The sequence below is a fragment of the Allosphingosinicella vermicomposti genome (assembly GCF_003012815.1).
Classification (GTDB): domain Bacteria; phylum Pseudomonadota; class Alphaproteobacteria; order Sphingomonadales; family Sphingomonadaceae; genus Allosphingosinicella; species Allosphingosinicella vermicomposti.
Genome location: NZ_PXYJ01000001.1, coordinates 200,073 through 220,581 on the forward strand (window position 1 = coordinate 200,073; position 20,509 = coordinate 220,581).

The window sequence follows — 20,509 nt, forward strand, 5'->3', positions numbered from 1 at the left end:
GGGGGATCGCCAATATCAAATCCACGGCAGCCCCTTTCGCGTGTGCGGGACTTGAGTGCGCAAGGACTTTCGCTTTATGATCTGGGTAGAACTACCGGGGGATCTTAAATGACGATTGAAACGAACAGCCAGGGCATCCCGCCCATCGGCCAGCCTGCCAGCCTTACCGACCGCGTTAAGCGCATCATTACCCAGCCGAAGGTCGAATGGGAACTGATCGCGGCCGAACCGGCCACGGTTAAGGGTATCTACACCGGCTATGTAATGATTCTCGCCGCCATACCGGTTCTTGCCGGCCTCATCGGCGGGCAGATCTTCGGCTATAGCACGCTTGGCGTCACCTATCGCCCGACGCTGGCGGACGCGTTGCAAAGCGCTATCATTTCCTATGCCGGTGCACTGGTCGGTATTTTTCTGATCGCGCTGGTGATCGATTGGCTTGCTCCCCGCTTCGGCGGCGAAAGCAACCGTATCCAGGCATTGAAAGTGTCCGCTTATTCGGCAACGGCGACCTGGCTTGCCGGGGTCTTCGCACTTATCCCCAGCCTCGGCTTCCTCAACATCCTGGGCCTTTACAGCCTGTACCTCATTTACACTGGCCTGCCCCGTCTGATGAAGGCGCCGGAGGACAAAGCAATGTCCTACGTGATCGTTACGATCCTTGCCGTCTTCGTGCTCGCCCTTGTGCTTGCATTTTTCATGGCGCCGTTTCTGGTCGGCTAATTAAAATGGCGTCCGGCACCTTGATGCCGGACGCCATTTTCCTTTCACGCTAGACGCCTTTGGCTTTCCCCCACTCGCGGGCGGCGGTGTAGCCAAGGTAGCCGGTGCCGAAGAGGGCATAGAGCTCCTCCGGTATGCCGCGTAGATAGGCGGTCATGCCCCGCGCGATGCTTGCGCCCATTTCCGGGCTGGCGGCCGAAATAAGCCCCATCGGGATCGCCCACAGGATGAGGGCATACATCATATAGAGGAAGCTCGGCCGTGCGCGGCTCGTCCATGGATCGGCGGATCCGGCTTCGGCGACGATGGCGCTGAGCTGAACCTTCACAGCCTCCATTTCCTGACTGCCTTCCAGCTTTAAAAGTTCGAGCTTGGCGCGATCGCGCGCTTCCGGGTCAGGAATGATCTTGTCGATAAGCTTGGTGAGCGGGCTGACGATACCTGCGATGAGGGACATTGTCTTTTCTCCGTCTTCGAGGGAAAGTTGATGAAATTGATGCTGTGGCGGATTTATCCGAGGCGGTTGGCGAGCCAGCCGTAAAGGAAGGCTTCATTGGCTGGCCGGCTCTCGGCGAGGCTCAGATAACGCTCGCCCTGCAGCGCCTCGACCGCCTTCAGCATTACCTCTTCGCCCGCCTCGCCGCGGGTGGCGATGAAGGTTTTGAGGGCCGCAATGGTGCGGTCGCCAATCTGACGGTCGACAGCAATGTCGGGAAAGTCGCTGGCGCCGCGATTGAGGGCGTTTAACGCGCGTTGCAGGAAACCGGCGGCGATCGGCGGGCCCATATTCACGCCAGTGTCAAACAATTCGGCGGCAAGCGCTGGTGCGTAGGTGGCAACCCGGTCGAAAGCCGGGCGCAGCCAGTAGAGGCGGCGGTAGATGGCGACCGCCTCTTCGCGCGGAAAGGCCTTCATGTCGCCGCGATAGCCGTGGCTGCGCGCCACCAATTCGGTGACGCCCCAGCGCGTGGGGCCGCCTTTGTCGGCGGGGTGGTTGGAATAGCCGCCCTCGCGGGCGATGACTTCGTCGATGAGGGAAGTGGGGTCCATTTTTTTGCTCCTTGGTAATTTGGAGCAAAGTTATATAACCATAAAGGTTCGTGTAGGAAAATGCGATTGTGCGGCCTGCGGCCCCCACGTCCGTCATCCCGGCGAAAGCCGGGATCTCACGCCGGAAAAGGCGCCCTTTACGTCACGAGATTCCGGCTTTCGCCGGGATGACGAAGTGGGTTGAGAAGTGACGGTGTGGGTCGAGAAGTGGAGGACGATCATCGCCGGAGTCGTCGCCTGGCACATGCCTGCCCGCTGATCTCGATATGGGGCGATAGATGGTCGGAGCGACAGGATTCGAACCTGCGACCCCCACACCCCCAGTGTGATGCGCTACCAGGCTGCGCTACGCTCCGACCAGAAGGGCGCCTCTAGGTCGAGTTGACCGCGAAGGCAAGTATTAAGCCTGGCAACAGCTGTCCGTCATGCTGAACTTGTTTCAGCATCCATCCCGGAGGCCGCGAGACCGTCATCGGCATAGACCCTGAAACAAGTTCAGGGTGACGATCACTATTTCGGCGGCCCCAATCTAAGCAGCGGAGGATAGGGCCCGGCGCCGCTGGATTGCTTCGCTCTGCTCGCAATGACGACGATGTACTTTCGCGATGACGGGCGGCTTCCGCATTGCCCTTGCTTGCGCCCGCACCGCTCCCCATGATAGGCGCGCAACCTTTCACGGCTCCCCGGGGGGCGCCGGGCCCTGACAGGGATGAATTAAATGCTCGTGACACCCGCTTATGCAGCCACTGCCGGCGCGGCGCCCGGAGGCGCTGCCGGTTTCATCGTTCAGGTGGCGCCGCTCCTCCTTATCTTCGTGGTTTTCTACTTCCTGCTCATCCGTCCGCAGCAAAAGCGGATGCGCACGCATCGCGAGATGATCGACGCGGTGAAGAAGAATGACGTGGCGATCACCAGCGGCGGCCTCATCGGTAAGGTGACGAAGGTCGAGGATAATGAGGTCGAGCTGGAAATCGCGTCGGGCGTCAAGGTTCGCGTCGTGAAGGGCATGCTCTCCGAAGTGCGTGCCAACGGCACCAAGCCGGCGAACGACTGATGGAATTTTCGCGCTGGAAGGTTTGGGGCATCAGCCTCGTCTGCCTGATCGGTATTCTCTTCGCGATCCCGAGCTTGCTTCCCGACCGGGTGGCAAGCCAGATGCCGTCCTGGATGCCGAGTGCGCGGATCAGCTTCGGCCTCGATCTCGCCGGCGGTAGCCAGCTGCTGCTCGAAGCCGATACCAAGGATGTCGCGACTCAGCGCATTGCGACGATGGAAGAAACCATCCGCGCCGAAATGCGCCGCGCCTCGCCGCGTATCGAGATTGGCGATATCTCGACATCCGGCGGACGCCTTGCCTTCATGGTGCGCAATCCTGCGCAGGTCGATGCGGCCGTCGAGCTCGTCCGCTCGCTCACCCAGCCCGCGGGCCTGACCGGCCAGCGCGACTGGACGGTGAACGTCGTCGATACCAGCCGCATCGTCATCCAGCCGACCGAAGCGGGCATTAATGCCGCCTTGAACCAGGCGATGGATACGGCACGCGAGGTCGTTTACAATCGCGTCGATCCGGATGGAACGAAGGAAGTGACCGTCATCCGCCAGGGCGACGATCGCATCCTCGTCCAGGTGCCCGGTCTTCAGGATCCGGAAGGATTGAAGGCTCTGCTCGGCAAAACGGCGCGGCTCGACTTCAAGCTTGTCGATCTCACCGCCGATCCGGCGCAGGTGGCTCAGGGCCGCGCACCGGTCGGCAGCCAGGTTCTGCCTTATCCGGAGAGCGCAGCAGGACGTATTGCCGTGCAACGCCGCGCGATGGTAACCGGCGACCAACTGGTCGATGCTCAGCAGGGCTATGACCAGACCACCAACGAACCGGTCGTGAATATCCGCTTCGACGGATCGGGCGGGCGCCGTTTCGCCAAGGTGACGCAGGACAATGTCGGCAAGCCGTTCGCGATCATTCTCGACGACGTCGTGTTGTCGGCCCCGAACATCAACGAACCGATCCTTGGCGGTTCAGCGCAGATCAGCGGCAATTTCACCGTAGAGAGCGCAAACCAACTCGCCATTTCGCTCCGCTCCGGCAAATTGCCGGTCGAGTTGAAGGTGATCGAGGAGCGCACCGTCGGTCCGGAACTCGGCGCCGATTCGGTAAAATCGGGCGCGATCGCGTCAATCATCGCCACGGCTGCGGTTATCGCCTTCATGCTCGTCACTTATGGGCGCTTCGGCGTCTATGCGACGCTCGCCTTGGTGCTGAACGCCTTCCTCATCCTTGCCGTCATGGCGATATTCAACGCGTCGCTCACCTTGCCCGGCATTGCCGGCTTCGTGCTGACGATCGGCGCGGCGGTAGACGCTAATGTGCTGATCAATGAGCGCATACGCGAGGAGTTGAAGCGAGGGCGACGAATCCTCGACGCGATCGACACCGGCTACAAGGAAGCATCGACCGCCATTTTCGACGCGAACATCACCAACGTGATTGCGGCGGTTCTGATGTACTATTTCGGCTCGGGTCCGGTGCGCGGCTTCGCCACCGTTCTCATGATCGGCATCGTCACCTCCGTCTTTACCGCGGTCAATTTCACGCGGATGCTCGTTACGCTCTGGGTGCGCCGCGCGCGGCCGAGGGAACTCCACATATGAAACCCCTGATCGTCATACCGGCGAAAGCCGGTATCTCCGGACGAACGGGCGCGATGCCAGTCATTGCGCCAGTCCTCGCTGAGACCCTGGCCTTCGCCGGGGTGACGGGAGAAAGATAATGCGCCTTTTGAAGCTGGTTCCCGACAATACCAATATCGATTTCATGCGCTGGCGGACGGTCGGGCTTGTCCTCTCGCTCCTCATCACCATCGCATCGATCGGCCTTGTCGCGACGCGCGGGCTCAATCTCGGCGTCGACTTTGTCGGCGGCCAGATGCTGCGCGTGTCGTTCAGCGAACCGGTGGAGATCGATACGCTCCGCGACCGGATCGAAGCGCTCAATCATGGCGACGCGACGATTCAGGAATTTGGCGGACCGCAAACCATCTCGATCCGCCTGCCGCTTCCCGAAGGCGGCGAAGCGGCAGCCAATGCGGCGGCGGAGCAGGTGAAGGACGTCGTCTCGAAGGAATATCCGTCCGCACGGTTCGATGCGGTGGAAACCGTGTCGGGGAAAGTGTCGGGTGAACTTTTCCGATCCGGCGCGCTTGCCATCGGCCTCGCCATGCTCGGCATCGCCATTTACATCTGGTTCCGCTTCGAATGGCAGTTCGGCGTCGGGGCGCTCACCACATTGTTTCACGACGTCGTCGTGACTTTGGGCTTCTTCGCGCTGACCCAATTGGAGTTCAACCTGAACGTCGTCGCGGCGATTCTCACCATCGTTGGCTATTCGCTGAACGATACGGTGGTGATCTACGACCGTATCCGCGAGAATCTTCGAAAATACCGCAAGATGGAAACCGTGCCGATGCTCAATGTTTCGCTGAACGAGACGTTGTCGCGCACGGTCGTCACCAGCCTGTCGATCATGCTCGCGCTCGCGATGCTGCTGATCTTTGGGCCCGACGTGATCTTCGGCCTCACCATCGCGATCTTCATCGGCATTTTCGTCGGCACCTATTCGTCTATCTATATCTCGTCGCCGATCCTGGTGGCCTTGAAGGTCGGACCCGACAGCTTCATTGCCAAGGCGGCGCCCGTCGGCGAACAGGCCGGATCGCGTAACGAAGGCTATTGAGGGCGATGCCGCGCTTCACTCAGGATGACGCGGCATCGGGCCCCCTCGTCACCGGCTTTGCCGAAGGGAAGTTCATCGTCAGCGGCGGCATCATCGGCTCCGTGTTGATGACGCCGGAATGGGCGGAAGAATGGGCGCCGCCACCGCTCGACATGCTTGCAGCTGACCATATAGCACCATTGCTTGGCCTCCAGCCGCAGCCTGAATTCCTCATCCTAGGCACCGGCCCCGCTATGGCCTTTCCGCCCCGCGCCTTCGTCAAGGCTCTCGAAGCGCAGGGCATCGGTGTCGAGGCGATGGACAGCAAGGCCGCCGCCCGCACCTGGGGCATGCTCCGCGGGGAAGGCCGCTGGATCGCCGCGGCCCTGATGCCGCTCTAACAACGGCTCGCCGCCGATCAGAGAAGCAAGCTGATAACGCTGGTGATGAGCCGCGTCGTTGGATCGACGACATAGATCCGATCCTCGTCATAATAATAGCGGTAGCGGTCGGGATCGTAGCTGCCGATCCGGTCGCGGTAGCGCTCGGGCACCGCGACGTAGCGATAGCCGGATGGCAGGCGATCGCCCTGGCCGTAGATTTTCCGCGCCTGACCCGGCGGCAAGCAGCCATTGTTTTTCTTAGCGAGACCCGGCGGGCACGCTTTGCCATGGCCATAAGCATGATTCCCGTGGCCCTTGCCGTGTCCTTGCGCGACGGCGGCCGTGGCGGTCGATATCGTCAAGGCAGCAAGACCGGCCATCATCATTGCCTTACGCATACGTTTCTCCTGACATTTCTGTCCCGGACGGTTTAAACGGGCAGTGGCGGCGCGCGTTCCGCCTGCCCGCCAGCTTGTGTATCGTGATCGGCCAAAATTCCCGCGCTCAACGGTTGCCCCGGAGCCTTGTCGGGTCTAAGCGGTCGCCACGTCTTCGTGGCTGCGCCTCGCAGCCCGATCCCGCTTGGAAACAGAAAGGCTGGGAGTCAAATGGCTCGGAAGAAGATCGCGCTTATCGGTTCGGGTATGATCGGCGGCACGCTCGCGCACCTCGCGGCGATGCGGGAGATGGGCGACATCGTCCTCTTCGACATTGCGGAAGGCACGCCGCAGGGCAAGGCGCTGGACATCGCGCAATCGGGTCCGGTGGACGGCTTCGACGCGAAGCTTGAGGGCGCGAACGATTATTCCGCCATTGCGGGCGCCGATGTCTGCATCGTCACCGCCGGCGTTCCGCGCCGCCCGGGCATGAGCCGCGACGATCTGCTCGGCATCAATTTGAAGGTCATGAAGGCGGTGGGCGAGGGCATCAAGCAATATGCCCCGAACGCCTTCGTCATCTGCATCACCAATCCATTGGACGCGATGGTGTGGGCACTGCGTGAATTTTCCGGCCTGCCCCACAATATGGTCGTCGGCATGGCGGGCGTGCTCGACTCGGCCCGCTTCCGCCACTTCCTTGCGGATGAATTCAAGGTTTCGGTCGAGGACGTCACCGCCTTCGTGCTTGGCGGTCATGGCGACACGATGGTTCCGGTCATCGAATATTCGACCGTCGCGGGCATTCCGGTGCCCGACCTCATCAAGATGGGGTGGTCCACCCAGGAAAAGATCGACGCTATCGTTGCCCGCACCCGTTCGGGCGGCGGCGAGATCGTCGGCCTGTTGAAGACTGGCTCGGCCTTCTATGCGCCCGCGACCAGCGCGATCGCGATGGCTGAGAGCTTTTTGAAGGACAAGAAGCGCGTCCTTCCGGCGGCAGCGAACCTTACCGGCCAATACGGCATCAGCGACCTTTATGTCGGCGTTCCAGTGGTGATCGGCGCGGGCGGCGTGGAGAAGATCGTCGAGATCGACTTAAACGACAGCGCCAAGCAGAATTTCCAGGTGTCGGTCGACGCGGTCAAGGAATTGCTCGAAGCCTGCAAGGGCATCGACGAAACGCTGAAATAAGAGGCGTCGCCCCGGGCCGGGCCCCATCAAAGTACTACTTTGATGGGAATTCCCGCAAGCCGGGGTCTCGTCGGGAAGGGCTGCGGCCCTTCGCATGGAGATGCCGGTTTCCACCGGCGTGACGGAATAGGGACAGAGTATGAGCATTCTCGTCAACAAGAATACCAAGGTCATCACGCAGGGTTTTACCGGCGCTCAAGGGACGTTCCATTCGGAGCAAGCGATTGCTTATGGCACGCAGGTTGTCGGCGGCGTGACACCGGGCAAGGGCGGGCAGACGCATATCGGTTTGCCCGTGTTCAACACGGTCGATGAGGCGGTGAAGGCGACCGGCGCCGACGCGTCCGTCATCTACGTTCCGCCGCCCTTCGCGGCCGACTCGATCCTCGAGGCGATCGACGCGGAAGTGCCGCTTATCGTCTGCATCACCGAAGGCATTCCGGTGCTCGACATGGTGAAGGTGAAGCGGGCGCTTTCCGGTTCCAAGTCGCGCCTCATCGGGCCGAACTGCCCGGGCGTTCTGACGCCGAACGAGTGCAAGATCGGCATCATGCCGGGCAACATCTTCTCCAAGGGCAGCGTCGGCGTCGTGTCGCGTTCGGGCACGCTCACTTATGAAGCGGTGTTCCAGACGACGAACGAAGGCCTGGGCCAGACCACGGCCGTCGGCATCGGCGGCGATCCGGTCAACGGCACCAACTTCATCGACGTGCTCGAGCTGTTCCTTGCCGACGATGAAACCAAGTCGATCATCATGATCGGCGAAATCGGTGGATCGGCCGAAGAGGAAGCGGCGCAGTTCATTGCCGATGAGGCGAAGCGCGGCCGCAAGAAGCCGATGGTTGGCTTCATTGCGGGCCTCACGGCGCCTCCGGGCCGCCGTATGGGCCATGCCGGCGCGATCGTATCGGGCGGCCAGGGCGGCGCCGAAGACAAGATCGCCGCCATGGAAGCGGCTGGAATTCGCGTCTCCCCAAGCCCATCTGAGCTTGGCAAGACTTTGGCCGAAGTCCTCAAGGGCTAACCGGCGGGTAAGACTAGGCGCTTACAAATAGGCGCATGACGGGAAAGACGATGAGCGTGGACATGTTCGGTGACAGCGAACCGGAGCAAGGCCCCAGTTGGGCGCGTGACAACTGGCCGCTGACGCAGCTCGACGAGGTCAATCAGGGCCTCGATCCCACGCTCATGGCGATCGAGAAAATGCCGGCCAAGGCGCGCGCTGCCGCGACCGCCGCAGGCAAGTCCGACGCCGAAGTGCAGCAGGCCGCCGACGACAGCATCCGCGCGATGATGCTGATCCGCACCTACCGTGTGCGCGGCCACCTTGCCGCCAATCTTGATCCGCTGGGCCTCACCAAGCGCGAACTTCCCGCCGACCTGACGCCGGAATTTCACGGCTTTACCGGCGCTGCGCTCGACCGCCCTATCTATCTTGGCGGCAATCTCGGCTTTGAATATGCCACGGTGCGCGAGCTCGTCGCGTGCCTGCAGGCCAATTATTGCGGCAATGTTGGCCTGGAGTACATGCACATCAACGACCTGGAGGAGCGCCGCTTCCTTCAGGAGCGGATGGAAGGCAAGGACGCCGAAATCCACTTCACCCCCGAAGGCAAGCAGGCCATCCTCGCCAAGGTGATCCAGGGCGAGCAGTGGGAACGCTTCCTCGCCAAGAAATATGTCGGCACGAAGCGCTTCGGGCTCGACGGCGGGGAATCGATGATCCCCGCGCTCGAAAGCGTCATCAAATATGGCGGCCAATATGGCGTGCGCGAAATCGTGTTCGGCATGGCGCACCGTGGCCGCCTCAACGTCCTCGCCAATGTGATGGGCAAGCCCTATCGCGCCATTTTCAACGAATTTGCGGGCGGCGCTTCTAACCCGGCCGATGTCGGCGGATCGGGCGACGTCAAATATCACCTCGGCACCTCCACCGATCGCGAATTTGACGGGATCAAGGTGCATATGTCGCTAGTTCCCAATCCCAGCCATCTGGAGGCCGTCGATCCGGTCGTGCTCGGCAAGGTGCGCGCCATTCAAACGATGATGGGCGACGTGGAAGGCGACAAGGTTCTTCCCGTTCTGCTCCACGGTGACGCAGCCTTCGCGGGGCAGGGCATCGTTGCGGAATGTTTCGGCTTTTCCGGCCTTCCGGGCTACGCCACCGGCGGCACGATCCATTTCGTGATTAACAATCAGGTGGGCTTCACCACCTCACCGCAATTCGCGCGTTCGTCGCCTTATCCGTCGGACATCGCGAAGAGCGTTCAGGCGCCGATCCTGCATGTGAATGGCGACGATCCCGAAGCGGTGACCTTCGCCTGCAAGCTCGCCATCGAATATCGCCAGCAGTTCAACCGCGACATCGTGATCGACATGTGGTGCTATCGCCGCTTCGGCCACAATGAGGGCGACGAGCCGAGCTTCACCCAGCCGGTCATGTATGCCGCGATCCGCCAGCATCCGCCGATTTCCGACATCTATGCCAAAAGGCTGATCGAGGAGAAGGTGGTCGATCAAGCCTGGGTCGACGATCAGGTTGGCCAGTTCACGGCGCTTCTCGAAGGCGAGTTTGAGGCCGCGAAATCCTATCTGCCGAACAAGGCGGATTGGTTCGAGGGCCGCTGGGCGGGCTTCAACAAGCCGGGCACGCCGGAGACCGAGCGCCGCAACACTTCGACCGCGATCAGCGAGGATGAGCTCAAGACGCTCGGCCAGACGCTAACCACGGTTCCGGAAGGCGTCGAGGTTCACAAGACGCTGCACCGCATTCTCGACGCGAAGAAGGAAATGTTCGCATCCGGCGCCAATTTCGATTGGGCGACGGGCGAGGCTTTGGCTTTTGGCGCGCTGATGGGGGCCGGCTATAATATCCGCCTTTCGGGCCAGGATTCAGGGCGCGGCACGTTCAGTCACCGCCATTCCGTTTGGGTCGACCAAAAGAATGGCGAGAAGTTCGTGCCGCTGACCCAGATTGAGGGTGGCCGGTTCGAAGTGCGGGATAGCCCGCTCTCCGAATTCGGCGTGCTGGGCTTCGAATATGGCTATGCGCTGACCGACCCGAAGACGCTCGTTCTTTGGGAAGGCCAGTTCGGCGATTTCGCGAACGGCGCGCAGGTGATGATCGACCAGTTCATCGCGGCGGGCGAAGCGAAGTGGCTGCGGGCCAACGGGCTCGTGATGCTGCTGCCGCACGGTTATGAGGGGCAGGGCCCCGAGCATAGCTCCGCGCGTCCGGAGCGTTATCTGCAGCTCTGCGCCGAAGACAATATGCAGGTTGCGAACTGCACGACCCCGGCGAATTATTTCCACATCTTGCGCCGCCAGATGCTGCGTCCGTTCCGTAAACCCCTCATCATGATGACGCCAAAATCGCTGCTGCGGCACAAGGCGGCGGTGTCGAGCGCGGCCGATTTTACCGGCGAGAGCCACTTCATGCGGATCCTCTCCGATCCGTCGGCGCCGGCGGACAAGGATGTGAAGCGGCTGGTGCTGTGTTCGGGCAAGGTCGCCTATGATCTGATCGACGCGCGCGACAAAGCGGGCGACAAGAATACCGCGATCGTCCGCATTGAGCAGCTCTATCCCTTCCCGTCCGAGCCGCTCGTTGCGCGGTTGAAGCGGATGGCGAATGTGGAAGAAGTGGTATGGGCGCAGGAAGAGCCGAAGAATAACGGCTATTGGTTCTTCGTCCGCGACTATATCGAACAATGCCTCGGCCAAGCGGGCGTGAAACCGCAGCGCCCGGCCTATGCGGGCCGCGCGGCGGCGGCATCCCCGGCGACGGGGCTCGCTAAGCGCCATGCGGCGGAACAGGCGGCTTTGATCGCCGAAGCACTGGGACACAATGCACCCGAACAACGTAAAGCGGGGTAAGGAAAGACAATGGCGACCGACGTAACCGTCCCCACTCTGGGTGAATCGATCACCGAAGCGACGCTCGGACAATGGCTGAAGAAGCCCGGCGAGCCTGTGAAGGCCGACGAGCCGATCGCGAGCCTGGAAACCGACAAGGTCGCGGTGGAAGTGCCCGCGCCCGTTGCGGGCGTGATGGGCGATCAGGTGGTCGCGGAAGGCGATACCGTTCAGGTGGGCGCGCTGATCGGACGGATCGAAGCGGGTTCGGGTGCTGCTGTTGCTCCGGCTCCCGCCGCTCAGCCGCAGGCCGCTGCGGCGCCCGCGCAAGTGGCTGCCACACCGGTGAACCCGCAAGGCGCGGGCGAGAATATCCAGCTTCGTAACGCGGCCGATGCGTCGCAGGGCGATAGCAGCCTCACCCTTTCCCCGGCGGTGCGCCGCCTGGTTCTGGAGCACGGCCTCGATCCCTCGAAGATCAAGGGCACCGGCAAGGACGGGCGCCTGACGAAGGACGACGTGCTCGCCGCCGCACAGAACCAGACCGCGAAGGCCGCTCCGGCCCCGTCCGCTACGCCGCAGGCCGCTGCGCCTGCGACGAGCGAGCGCAAGGAAGAGCGTGTGCGCATGACGCGCCTGCGCCAGACCATCGCCAAGCGTCTAAAGGAAGCGCAGAATACCGCCGCGCTTCTTACCACCTTCAACGACCTCGACATGTCGGCGGTCATGGAGGCACGGGCCAAATATAAGGATCTGTTCGAGAAGAAGCACCAGGTCCGCCTTGGCTTCATGGGCTTCTTCGTAAAGGCGGCGGCATTGGCCGCCCGCGACGTTCCTTCCGTCAATGCCTATATCGAAGGCGACGAGATCGTCTATCACGACTATCTCGACGTGTCGGTCGCCGTGTCGGCGCCCAACGGCCTCGTCGTTCCGGTGATCCGCAACGCCGACAAGATGAGCTTCGCGGAGATCGAGAAGACGATCGCGGACTTCGGCAAGCGCGCCAAGGAGGGCACGCTCAGCATGGACGATATGAAGGGCGGCACCTTCACCATCTCCAATGGCGGCGTATTCGGTTCGCTCCTGTCGACCCCGATCATCAACCCGCCGCAATCGGCCGTGCTCGGCATGCACCGGATCGAGGAACGGCCGGTGGTGCGCAACGGCGAGATCGTGATCCGTCCGATGATGTATCTGGCATTGAGCTACGACCACCGCCTGGTCGACGGCCGCGAGGCGGTGACCTTCCTCGTCCGCATGAAGGAAGCGCTGGAAGATCCGACGCGGTTGCTGATCGATTTGTAATTCACCGTCACCCCGGCGCCAAGCCGGGGTCTCATGACGAGCCGGCGCGATAGCCGGGACGAGATTCCGGCTTTCGCCGGAATGACGTTGAGAGGATGTAAGATGGCTGACTATGATTTCGACGTTCTGGTGATCGGCGCGGGGCCGGGCGGTTATGTCGCGGCGATCCGGGCGGCGCAGCTGGGCCTGAAGACGGCGTGTGCGGAAAGTCGCGAGACGCTGGGCGGCACCTGCCTCAATGTCGGCTGTATTCCATCCAAGGCGCTGCTTCATGCATCGGAATTGTTTGCCGAAGCCAATTCGGGCGCGCTCGCCAAATATGGCGTGAAGGCGGAGAAGGTTAGCCTCGACCTCGATGCGATGCACAAGCAGCGCACGGACGCGGTGACCGGCCTCACCGGCGGCATCGAATTCCTGTTCAAGAAAAACAAGGTCGAATGGTTGAAGGGCCTTGCCACCTTCACCGGCAAGGACACGGTGGACGTCGCGGGCCGCACGGTGCGCGCGAAGAATATCGTCATCGCGACGGGTTCGTCAGTGACGCCGCTGCCGGGTGTCGAGATCGACCATAAGGTCGTCGTCGATTCCACCAGCGCGCTTGAGCTTCCCAAGGTGCCGGAGCATCTCGTCGTCATCGGCGGCGGCGTGATCGGGCTGGAGCTCGGTTCGGTGTGGAAGCGCCTTGGCGCCAAGGTCACCGTGGTCGAATATCTCGACCAGATCCTTCCCGGCATGGACGGCGAAGTCCGCAAGGAAGCCGCGAAGATCTTCAAACGCCAAGGCTTCGAGATGAAGACCTCGACCAAGGTTACGGGCGTGAAGGTGAATGGCGGCAAGGCGACCGTCAGCGTCGAGCCCGCCGCTGGCGGTGCCGCAGAAACCATTGAAGCGGACGTGGTGTTGGTCGCCATCGGCCGCCGTCCGAACACGGAAAGCCTGGGCCTCGACAAGGCGGGCCTCGCGGTCAACCAGCGCGGCCAGATCGAAACCGACCACGATTTCGCGACCAAGATGCCGGGAATCTGGGCGATTGGCGACGTGATCCCGGGCCCGATGCTCGCCCACAAGGCGGAAGATGAAGGCATTGCGGTGGCGGAGAATATTGCGGGCCTTACCGGCATCGTGAACCACGACGTCATCCCGTCGGTCGTCTATACCCACCCGGAAATCGCCGGCGTCGGCCTCACCGAAGAGCAGGCGAAGGAAAAGGGCGAGGTGAAGGTCGGCAAGTTCCCGATGATGGCGAACAGCCGCGCCAAGGCGATCAACGACACGGACGGTTTCGTGAAGATCATTGCCGACGCCAAGACCGACCGTGTGCTCGGCGTCCACATCGTCTCATCGGTCGCGGGCACGATGATCGCCCAGGCCGCACAGGCGATGGAATTCGGCGCGACGAGCGAGGACATCGCCTACACCTGCCACGCGCACCCGACCCATTCGGAAGCGCTGAAGGAAGCCGCGATGGCGGTGACGGGCAAGCCGATCCACATCTGACCCTCAGGCTTCCGTTAACCATTTTTCCCTATCCCATCCTCTGCAGTTGCGGAGATGCAGATGGTGGGAAATAGGCGGCTTCGCCATGCCGAGGAGCTTCTGTGGCTCCTGCCGGTCTTTGCCGTCACAGCATCGCTGTTCCTGACAGGACAGCGGCTTGGTGCCCTGCATGGTTTAGACATATTGACCCTGCTTGAGAGCTATGTGGTGAAGGCGCTTAGGGTCCTGCCAGTCTTCTTCCCCGTCCTCGTGGCCGGGATCGTGCTGGAAAGGCGGCGAGCCCGATTGGGGGGCGAGCCGTCCACGAGGCGCTTTGATTCTCCGCTGCTGGTTGCGGCGGCTGTCATTCCCCTTCTGCTGATGCCGCTGCTCTTCACCGGCTTCGGCATGTTGAAGATGCTGATGCCCCTCTACGCGCCTTTCGCGTGGGACGACGCGTTTGCCGCTATGGATCGGCAATTGTTCCTGGGGCAGCAACCATGGGTTTTCACCCACGCCATTGTGAACACTTATACGGGCACCCTGGTGATCGATCGCATCTACACCTTGTGGATCCTGCTTCTGTCATGCGCGATTGTGGGATTTGCCTTCTTCGCCCCGCGCGCCGATCGCGCCCGGTTCTTCCTTACCTTTGCGGCGGCATGGCTGGTTCTCGGGGTCGGCGGGGCGTATCTTTTTTCATCGGCCGGCCCGTGTTTTGCGGCGGCATCCCAGGCCGCGTCCGCGCCGGATTATGCGCCGCTCATGGCCAAGCTTAATGCTTACTCCAGCGAACAAGGCGGGCTGGGCGCCGTTCACTGGCAGCAGATATTGTGGAACGCGCATAAGCAGAAAATATATAGCCCAGGCATGGGCATTTCCGCCATGCCGTCCCTGCACAATGCAATCGCCATTCTATACGCGCTTGCGCTCACGCGCTTCGGGAAGCTGGCTGCGGCAGCAGGATGGGCCTTTGTCGCCATCATATTCTTTGGTTCGATCCACCTTGGATGGCACTATGCCGTCGACGGCCTCCTCGCCGCTGTCGTCACCTATGCATTGTGGCGCGGGGCGGGATTTTATCTGTCATGGTCGGGCTATGATGGCGGGATCTCCGATTTTCGCGCTATTCCCGATCTGCGCCCGCAATTGAGATAGGAAGAGCCATGCCGCCCGCCGCCGCCGAACAGCTTGGCTTCGTCCTCCAATGGCTCGATCTTGCCGGCATTCTCGTCTTCGCGCTGTCCGGCGCGCTTGCGGCGGGGGCGAAGAAGCAGACGCTTGTGACCTTCCTCTTCTTTGCCGTCATTACTGGGACGGGCGGCGGGACGGTGCGCGATCTGTTGATCGGCGCGCCGATCTTTTGGGTGCACAGCAACAAGATCCTGTTCATCTGCTTTGCCGCCGCTTTGATCGTGTGGGCGACGCCCGCGCGGCTGTGGCGGGGAAAGGCGCTCGACTTGCTCGATGCGGTGGGGCTTGCCGCTTATGCGACCTTCGGCGCGGCCAAGGGGCTAGCCTGGGGAGTGGCGCCGCTTCCCGCCATGGCGATGGGTGTGCTTACGGGATGCGTCGGCGGAATCATCCGCGACACTCTGGCGGGCGAACCGTCCATCCTGATGCGGCCGGAACTTTACGTGACGGCCGCCGCTTTGTCCGCAGCGCTGCTGGTGGCGCTGACGTTGATGGGGCTACCGGGTTTCGTCGCGGGGCCGCTGGCGGCGCTCGCGGGGTTCACGCTGCGTGGGCTTGCGATTTGGAAAGGCTTGTCGCTTCCCGCTTATGGGCGGTGAGCTAAGCTTTTCGCCGGACCTAGCTGAGCCAACTCGCGAGTAGCGCGAGCAAGCCGTCTTTCTTCGCTCGCTGCGGTGCGGCCTCGATCGGGCATTCCAGGCAGCGGGCCTGGATCGCACTCGACGACAGCATGGTTTCGGCGTCGGCAATCGCGTGGCGGAGAAGCCATTCGGGCTTGAGCGCGGCGCGGGTGAAGGCGTCGCGGGCGGCGGCGGGCGGCGCTTCGGAAGCCGTGACGCCGCTCATCAGCATTTCGAAGAAGGTCTTCTCGCGGTCGAGATGGACAGTTTCCACCTTGGCGGGATCGAGCTTGGCGCGGCGAGCGGCTTCGGCAACCGCTTCGTCAAGCGAGCCAAAGGCGTCGACAAGCCCGAGTTGGCGCGCCGTGCCACCATCCCAAGGGCGGCCCTGTGCAATCTGGTCGACCCGCCCGACCGGCAGCTTGCGGGCATTGGCGACGAGGGTAATGAAGCGGCGATAGCTGTTCTCCACGCCCAATTGCAGAACCTGATTGGCGGTGTCGGACGGGCCGCGGAACACATCGGGCTCGCCGGACAAGGGCGTTGTCTTCACGCCGTCGGCATTGACGCCGATCTTTTGCGTCAGCCCTTCAAAGCTCGGGACGATGCCAAAGACGCCGATGGAGCCGGTGATGGTGGAAGGTTCGGCATAGATGCGATCGGCGGCGGTCGCGATCCAATAGCCGCCGCTCGCGGCCGTATTGCCCATCGAGACGACAACCGGCAGGCCAGCCGCCTTGGCATCGAGCAGCGCACGGCGGATTTCCTCGGATGCGAGTGTCGAGCCGCCCGGCGTATCGATGCGGACAACAAGGGCGGAGAGATCCTTTTCCTTCAGCGCGGTGCGGATGATCGTGCTGATCGTCGCGCCGCCGGCCGTACCCCCGCCGCCTTCGCCATCGATGATGAAGCCCGCGACGGTGGCGATGCCGATCTTGCCGGTCGTCGGGGCAGGGTGGGCCGCGATCCAGTCGTCATAGAGCGTGGCGTTGAAACTGCCGGGAACCGTGTCATCCTCCACGCCCACCAATTCCGCCATGCGCTTCCCGAAATCCGTGCGGTCGCCAAGCTTGTCGACGAGGCCTGCGCGGAGTGCGGCCTGCGCCATATCGCCCTGCGTCGCGGCGAGTGCTTCAGCGGGACGCGCGGCATAATCGGCGATACCGGCGGCCTTGGGGCGAGCTTTGCGGACATCATCCAGCCATTGCTCCCACAAAGCGGAGACGAGCGCCTGGCTCGCCTCGCGCGCTTCGGGTGACATGTCGGTCCGGGAATAGGGTTCGACAGCCGATTTGTAGGTGCCGACGCGGTAGATGTTGGCGGTGACGCCGATTTTGTCGAGCATGTCCTTATAATAGAGGTTCTGGCCGCCGGGCCCTGCGACGAGCACGGTGCCCATGGGATTGAGCCAGACTTCGCTGGCATGGGCGGCAAGGCGATAGCTGTCGTCGCTATAGCCGGTCGCGTAGGCAAGGACGGGTTTTCCCGCCTTTTTCACCCGGTCGATCGCGTCGGCGACATCGCCAAGGGCAACCTGTCCGCCGCCGAGAAAGATGTCGAGATCGAGCGCCACGGCCTTCACGCGGCCGTCACCCGCTGCCTTGTCGAGCGCGCGGATGACGTCGGACAGGCGATATTCGCGAATGCCGCTGCCACCCGCGATCAAGGTGACGGGATCGGTTTCGGCGGGCTGCTCGACGATCGAGCCGGAAAGGTCGAGGAGAAGAGCGCCTTCCTTCACGCCGCCCGCATTGGGGCTCATCGACAACGTTGCGTAGAGCACGCCAAAGAAGAGGAGCATGGCGAGGAGCACCATCGCGTCCTTGATCCCGACCAGAAGCTTCCAGGCGCCGCGTACGAAGGACAAGGGGTCGTCTCCTTTAGATATCGAGGTAGGAGGTAGGGTTAGAAAGGCGGGGTGTAAATGTCCTTACCCCTCACCCACCAAGGGAGGGGGCTTTTGTTCATCGGGTTGCAAAAATTTCCCGCACGAATCCTTGACCCGTGGGGCTCTCCCTCACATATCCGCGCCGTTGGCACTCGCCTCTTGTGAGTGCCAAACCCATTCATTCAACAAGGGTAACGCACATGAACTTTCGTCCGTTGCACGACCGCGTTCTCGTTCGCCGCGTCGAGGCCGAAGAAAAGACCGCCGGCGGGATCATCATTCCCGACACCGCCAAGGAAAAGCCGCAGGAAGGCGAAGTCGTCGCCGTCGGCACCGGCGCCCGTAGCGAAGACGGCAAGGTGACCCCGCTCGACGTCAAGGCCGGCGACCGCATACTGTTCGGCAAATGGTCCGGCACCGAAGTGAAGGTGAATGGTGAGGATCTCCTCATCATGAAGGAATCGGACATTCTCGGCATCATCGGCTGATCCGTCTTCCGTCATCCCGGCAAAAGCCGGGGACTCATGACGGAAAGGCTCAAGAAATCTCAACGAGACCCCGGCTTTCGCCGGGGTGACGTAAAAGGAAAAGGACAAGAAAAATGGCAGCGAAAGACGTCAAGTTTTCGCGTGACGCCCGTGAGCGCATCCTGCGCGGCGTCGACATCCTCGCCGATGCGGTGAAGGTGACCCTGGGTCCGAAGGGCCGCAACGTCGTCATCGACAAGAGCTTCGGCGCGCCGCGCATCACCAAGGACGGTGTCTCGGTCGCCAAGGAAATCGAACTGAAGGACAAGTTCGAAAATATGGGCGCCCAGATGCTCCGCGAAGTCGCGTCGAAGACGAACGACCTCGCCGGCGACGGCACCACCACCGCCACCGTTCTTGCCCAGTCGATCGTTCGCGAAGGCATGAAGTCGGTCGCGGCCGGCATGAACCCGATGGATCTGAAGCGCGGCATCGACCTCGCCGTCACCAAGGTTGTCGAAAACCTCAAGGGCCGTTCGAAGAACATCGCGTCGTCGAATGAAATCGCCCAGGTCGGCATCATCTCGGCAAACGGCGACACCGTCGTCGGCGAAAAGATCGCCGAAGCGATGGAAAAGGTCGGCAAGGAAGGCGTGATCACGGTCGAGGAAGCCAAGGGCCTCGAATTCGAGCTCGATGTCGTCGAAGGCATGCAGTTCGACCGCGGCTACCTCTCTCCGTACTTCATTACCAATCCGGAAAAGATGCAGGTCGAACTTTCCGATCCGTACATCCTGATCCACGAAAAGAAGCTGTCGAACCTGCAGGCGATGCTCCCGATCCTGGAAGCTGTCGTCCAGTCGGGCCGCCCGCTCCTCATCATCGCGGAAGACATTGAAGGTGAAGCGCTCGCAACGCTCGTCGTCAACAAGCTGCGCGGCGGCCTCAAGGTCGCGGCCGTCAAGGCTCCGGGCTTCGGTGATCGCCGCAAGGCGATGCTGGAAGATATTGCTATCCTGACGGGCGGTGAGATGATTTCCGAAGATCTCGGCATCAAGCTTGAAAGCGTCACGGTCGGCATGCTCGGCCAGGCCAAGCGCGTCACCATCGACAAGGACAATACCACGATTGTCGACGGTGCGGGTCAGGCCGACAACATCAAAGGCCGCGTCGAATCGATCCGTCAGCAGATCGAAAACACGACGTCCGATTATGACCGCGAAAAGCTGCAGGAGCGTCTCGCGAAGCTCGCTGGCGGCGTTGCGGTGATCAAGGTCGGCGGCGCTTCGGAAGTCGAAGTGAAGGAGCGCAAGGACCGCGTCGACGACGCGCTGCACGCCACCCGCGCGGCTGTCGAAGAAGGCATCGTTCCCGGCGGCGGCACGGCGCTTCTCTACGCCACCAAGGCGCTGGAAGGCCTCACCGGCCAGAATGACGACCAGACCCGCGGCGTCGACATCATCCGTCGCGCGCTTCAGGCTCCGGTCCGTCAGATCGCCGAAAACGCAGGCGTCGACGGCGCCGTCGTGGCCGGCAAGCTGATCGAAGGCAATGACGACACTCTGGGCTTCAACGCCCAGACCGAAACCTACGAAAACCTGGTTTCGGCCGGCGTGATCGACCCGACCAAGGTCGTCCGCACCGCTCTTCAGGACGCGGCTTCGGTCGCAGGGCTCCTCATCACCACCGAAGCAGCGGTGGCGGAGCTTCCGGAGGACAAGCCCGCAATGGGCGGCGGCATGCCCGGTGGCATGGGCGGCATGGGCGGCATGGATTTCTAACGAAGGCGGCCACCGCTAACGGCGGGAACGTGAAGCGTTCCCGCCGTTAGTCGGCGGACTCGCCGGACGTCCGGACGGCGGACGGCCACAGCCGATCCGACCGACGCGCGGGCTTCGCCCGCGCGCTCCAGAACCGAAAAAAAGAAGGGCCCGGGAATCGCTTCCCGGGCCCTTCTTTTTTGCAGCATGCCGTGACGCTATTCTTCGTTAGTCAGCGCTTCGTTCGCATCCAGCTCATTGGCGTCCGCCGCGATTTCGCCGTTACCAAGCTCCGCATCATCGGTCGCGACAAGGCTGTCGGGCGACGTATCGAGCATTTCAGCCGCTTCGTTGAGGCCCTGCGATTCTTCTGCGGTGGGCATATTCTCATCCTCTCCGCGTCCGCAGGCGGTGAGGAGAACGAGGGCGGCGAGGGTCATTGCGGCGCGGCGCATGGCAATCTCCACTATCGGTAGAGACAGCAGCTTAGCATTTTTGCGCCTCTGCG

19 protein-coding genes and 1 tRNA gene are annotated in these 20,509 nt (G+C 62.3%); 14 read left to right on the top strand and 6 right to left on the bottom strand.

What is annotated here, in order from left to right; all coding sequences use genetic code 11:
* Positions 1 to 108 precede the first annotated feature (108 nt).
* A complete protein-coding gene (locus tag C7I56_RS01000; protein ID WP_106638695.1) occupies positions 109 to 723 on the top strand; it encodes a Yip1 family protein in 615 nt (204 codons plus the stop codon).
* A 49-nt stretch (positions 724 to 772) separates the two neighbouring features.
* Here C7I56_RS01000 and C7I56_RS01005 read toward each other — a convergent pair whose 3' ends face one another.
* From C7I56_RS01005 to C7I56_RS01015, 3 genes are all read right to left on the bottom strand, one after another.
* Positions 773 to 1,180, bottom strand: coding sequence for a holin family protein (locus tag C7I56_RS01005; RefSeq protein WP_106638696.1), 408 nt, complete (start codon positions 1,178 to 1,180; stop codon positions 773 to 775).
* 53 nt (positions 1,181 to 1,233) lie between these two features.
* Positions 1,234 to 1,773 (bottom strand): glycoside hydrolase family 108 protein, encoded by a 540-nt coding sequence (locus tag C7I56_RS01010; protein ID WP_106638697.1) that lies wholly within the window; start codon positions 1,771 to 1,773, stop codon positions 1,234 to 1,236.
* 279 nt (positions 1,774 to 2,052) lie between these two features.
* Positions 2,053 to 2,129 (bottom strand) — tRNA-Pro (locus C7I56_RS01015).
* Positions 2,130 to 2,491: 362 nt separating this feature from the next.
* Between C7I56_RS01015 and yajC the strand changes: the two genes are divergently transcribed.
* From yajC to C7I56_RS01035, 4 genes are all read left to right on the top strand, one after another.
* Positions 2,492 to 2,827 carry a preprotein translocase subunit YajC gene (gene yajC / locus C7I56_RS01020; protein ID WP_106638698.1) on the top strand — a complete coding sequence of 112 codons (336 nt, stop codon included), beginning with the start codon at positions 2,492 to 2,494 and terminating at the stop codon, positions 2,825 to 2,827.
* Positions 2,824 to 4,422, top strand: coding sequence for a protein translocase subunit SecD (gene secD / locus C7I56_RS01025; RefSeq protein ID WP_106638699.1), 1,599 nt, complete (start codon positions 2,824 to 2,826; stop codon positions 4,420 to 4,422). The genes yajC and secD overlap by 4 nt, the downstream gene beginning before the upstream one ends.
* 118 nt (positions 4,423 to 4,540) lie before the next feature.
* Positions 4,541 to 5,503: a protein translocase subunit SecF gene (secF, locus tag C7I56_RS01030; RefSeq protein WP_106638700.1), complete on the top strand. Its 963-nt coding sequence runs from the start codon at positions 4,541 to 4,543 to the stop codon at positions 5,501 to 5,503.
* Between the two features lie 5 nt (positions 5,504 to 5,508).
* Positions 5,509 to 5,883 (top strand): Mth938-like domain-containing protein, encoded by a 375-nt coding sequence (locus C7I56_RS01035; protein WP_106638701.1) that lies wholly within the window; start codon positions 5,509 to 5,511, stop codon positions 5,881 to 5,883.
* Between the two features lie 17 nt (positions 5,884 to 5,900).
* Here C7I56_RS01035 and C7I56_RS01040 read toward each other — a convergent pair whose 3' ends face one another.
* Positions 5,901 to 6,263, bottom strand: a complete 363-nt coding sequence (locus C7I56_RS01040) for a hypothetical protein (protein ID WP_106638702.1) — start codon at positions 6,261 to 6,263, stop codon at positions 5,901 to 5,903.
* Between the two features lie 210 nt (positions 6,264 to 6,473).
* Between C7I56_RS01040 and mdh the strand changes: the two genes are divergently transcribed.
* The 7 genes from mdh (at position 6,474) to C7I56_RS01075 (ending at position 15,865) form a co-directional block, all read left to right on the top strand.
* Complete coding sequence (gene mdh, locus C7I56_RS01045; RefSeq protein ID WP_106638703.1) at positions 6,474 to 7,436, top strand: malate dehydrogenase; 963 nt, start codon at positions 6,474 to 6,476, stop codon at positions 7,434 to 7,436.
* Between the two features lie 139 nt (positions 7,437 to 7,575).
* Complete coding sequence (gene sucD / locus C7I56_RS01050; RefSeq protein WP_106638704.1) at positions 7,576 to 8,460, top strand: succinate--CoA ligase subunit alpha; 885 nt, start codon at positions 7,576 to 7,578, stop codon at positions 8,458 to 8,460.
* Between the two features lie 35 nt (positions 8,461 to 8,495).
* Positions 8,496 to 11,312, top strand: coding sequence for a 2-oxoglutarate dehydrogenase E1 component (locus C7I56_RS01055; RefSeq protein ID WP_245409549.1), 2,817 nt, complete (start codon positions 8,496 to 8,498; stop codon positions 11,310 to 11,312).
* A gap of 9 nt (positions 11,313 to 11,321) precedes the next feature.
* Entirely contained in the window at positions 11,322 to 12,596 is a 1,275-nt protein-coding gene (gene odhB, locus C7I56_RS01060) for a 2-oxoglutarate dehydrogenase complex dihydrolipoyllysine-residue succinyltransferase (protein ID WP_106638705.1), read from the top strand.
* 102 nt (positions 12,597 to 12,698) lie between these two features.
* Entirely contained in the window at positions 12,699 to 14,093 is a 1,395-nt protein-coding gene (gene lpdA / locus C7I56_RS01065) for a dihydrolipoyl dehydrogenase (RefSeq protein WP_106638706.1), read from the top strand.
* Positions 14,094 to 14,153: 60 nt separating this feature from the next.
* Positions 14,154 to 15,230 carry a phosphatase PAP2 family protein gene (locus C7I56_RS01070; RefSeq protein WP_158702946.1) on the top strand — a complete coding sequence of 359 codons (1,077 nt, stop codon included), beginning with the start codon at positions 14,154 to 14,156 and terminating at the stop codon, positions 15,228 to 15,230.
* Between the two features lie 8 nt (positions 15,231 to 15,238).
* Positions 15,239 to 15,865: a trimeric intracellular cation channel family protein gene (locus C7I56_RS01075; protein WP_106638708.1), complete on the top strand. Its 627-nt coding sequence runs from the start codon at positions 15,239 to 15,241 to the stop codon at positions 15,863 to 15,865.
* A gap of 19 nt (positions 15,866 to 15,884) precedes the next feature.
* Here the strand turns inward: C7I56_RS01075 and sppA are convergent, their stop codons facing one another.
* Entirely contained in the window at positions 15,885 to 17,753 is a 1,869-nt protein-coding gene (gene sppA, locus C7I56_RS01080; protein ID WP_106638709.1) for a signal peptide peptidase SppA, read from the bottom strand.
* Between the two features lie 221 nt (positions 17,754 to 17,974).
* Here sppA and groES point away from each other — a divergent pair, with 221 nt between their 5' ends.
* Both groES and groL read left to right on the top strand, forming a co-directional pair.
* Positions 17,975 to 18,262: a co-chaperone GroES gene (gene groES / locus C7I56_RS01085; RefSeq protein WP_106638710.1), complete on the top strand. Its 288-nt coding sequence runs from the start codon at positions 17,975 to 17,977 to the stop codon at positions 18,260 to 18,262.
* A 113-nt stretch (positions 18,263 to 18,375) separates the two neighbouring features.
* A complete protein-coding gene (gene groL, locus C7I56_RS01090) occupies positions 18,376 to 20,022 on the top strand; it encodes a chaperonin GroEL (RefSeq protein WP_106638711.1) in 1,647 nt (548 codons plus the stop codon).
* 197 nt (positions 20,023 to 20,219) lie between these two features.
* Here groL and C7I56_RS01095 read toward each other — a convergent pair whose 3' ends face one another.
* Positions 20,220 to 20,456 (bottom strand): hypothetical protein, encoded by a 237-nt coding sequence (locus tag C7I56_RS01095; RefSeq protein ID WP_106638712.1) that lies wholly within the window; start codon positions 20,454 to 20,456, stop codon positions 20,220 to 20,222.
* Between the last annotated feature and the right edge of the window lie 53 nt (positions 20,457 to 20,509).

Coding starts and splice junctions, on each gene's coding strand:
- C7I56_RS01035 (WP_106638701.1), top strand. CDS start 5,509: ATGCCGCGCTTCACTCAGGATGACGCGGCATCGGGCCCCCTCGTCACC.
- lpdA (WP_106638706.1), top strand. CDS start 12,699: ATGGCTGACTATGATTTCGACGTTCTGGTGATCGGCGCGGGGCCGGGC.
- C7I56_RS01010 (WP_106638697.1), bottom strand. CDS start 1,773: ATGGACCCCACTTCCCTCATCGACGAAGTCATCGCCCGCGAGGGCGGC.
- C7I56_RS01040 (WP_106638702.1), bottom strand. CDS start 6,263: ATGCGTAAGGCAATGATGATGGCCGGTCTTGCTGCCTTGACGATATCG.
- C7I56_RS01095 (WP_106638712.1), bottom strand. CDS start 20,456: ATGCGCCGCGCCGCAATGACCCTCGCCGCCCTCGTTCTCCTCACCGCC.
- secF (WP_106638700.1), top strand. CDS start 4,541: ATGCGCCTTTTGAAGCTGGTTCCCGACAATACCAATATCGATTTCATG.
- groL (WP_106638711.1), top strand. CDS start 18,376: ATGGCAGCGAAAGACGTCAAGTTTTCGCGTGACGCCCGTGAGCGCATC.
- C7I56_RS01070 (WP_158702946.1), top strand. CDS start 14,154: ATGGTGGGAAATAGGCGGCTTCGCCATGCCGAGGAGCTTCTGTGGCTC.
- odhB (WP_106638705.1), top strand. CDS start 11,322: ATGGCGACCGACGTAACCGTCCCCACTCTGGGTGAATCGATCACCGAA.
- groES (WP_106638710.1), top strand. CDS start 17,975: ATGAACTTTCGTCCGTTGCACGACCGCGTTCTCGTTCGCCGCGTCGAG.
- C7I56_RS01055 (WP_245409549.1), top strand. CDS start 8,496: ATGACGGGAAAGACGATGAGCGTGGACATGTTCGGTGACAGCGAACCG.
- yajC (WP_106638698.1), top strand. CDS start 2,492: ATGCTCGTGACACCCGCTTATGCAGCCACTGCCGGCGCGGCGCCCGGA.
- C7I56_RS01075 (WP_106638708.1), top strand. CDS start 15,239: ATGCCGCCCGCCGCCGCCGAACAGCTTGGCTTCGTCCTCCAATGGCTC.
- C7I56_RS01000 (WP_106638695.1), top strand. CDS start 109: ATGACGATTGAAACGAACAGCCAGGGCATCCCGCCCATCGGCCAGCCT.
- sucD (WP_106638704.1), top strand. CDS start 7,576: ATGAGCATTCTCGTCAACAAGAATACCAAGGTCATCACGCAGGGTTTT.
- C7I56_RS01005 (WP_106638696.1), bottom strand. CDS start 1,180: ATGTCCCTCATCGCAGGTATCGTCAGCCCGCTCACCAAGCTTATCGAC.
- mdh (WP_106638703.1), top strand. CDS start 6,474: ATGGCTCGGAAGAAGATCGCGCTTATCGGTTCGGGTATGATCGGCGGC.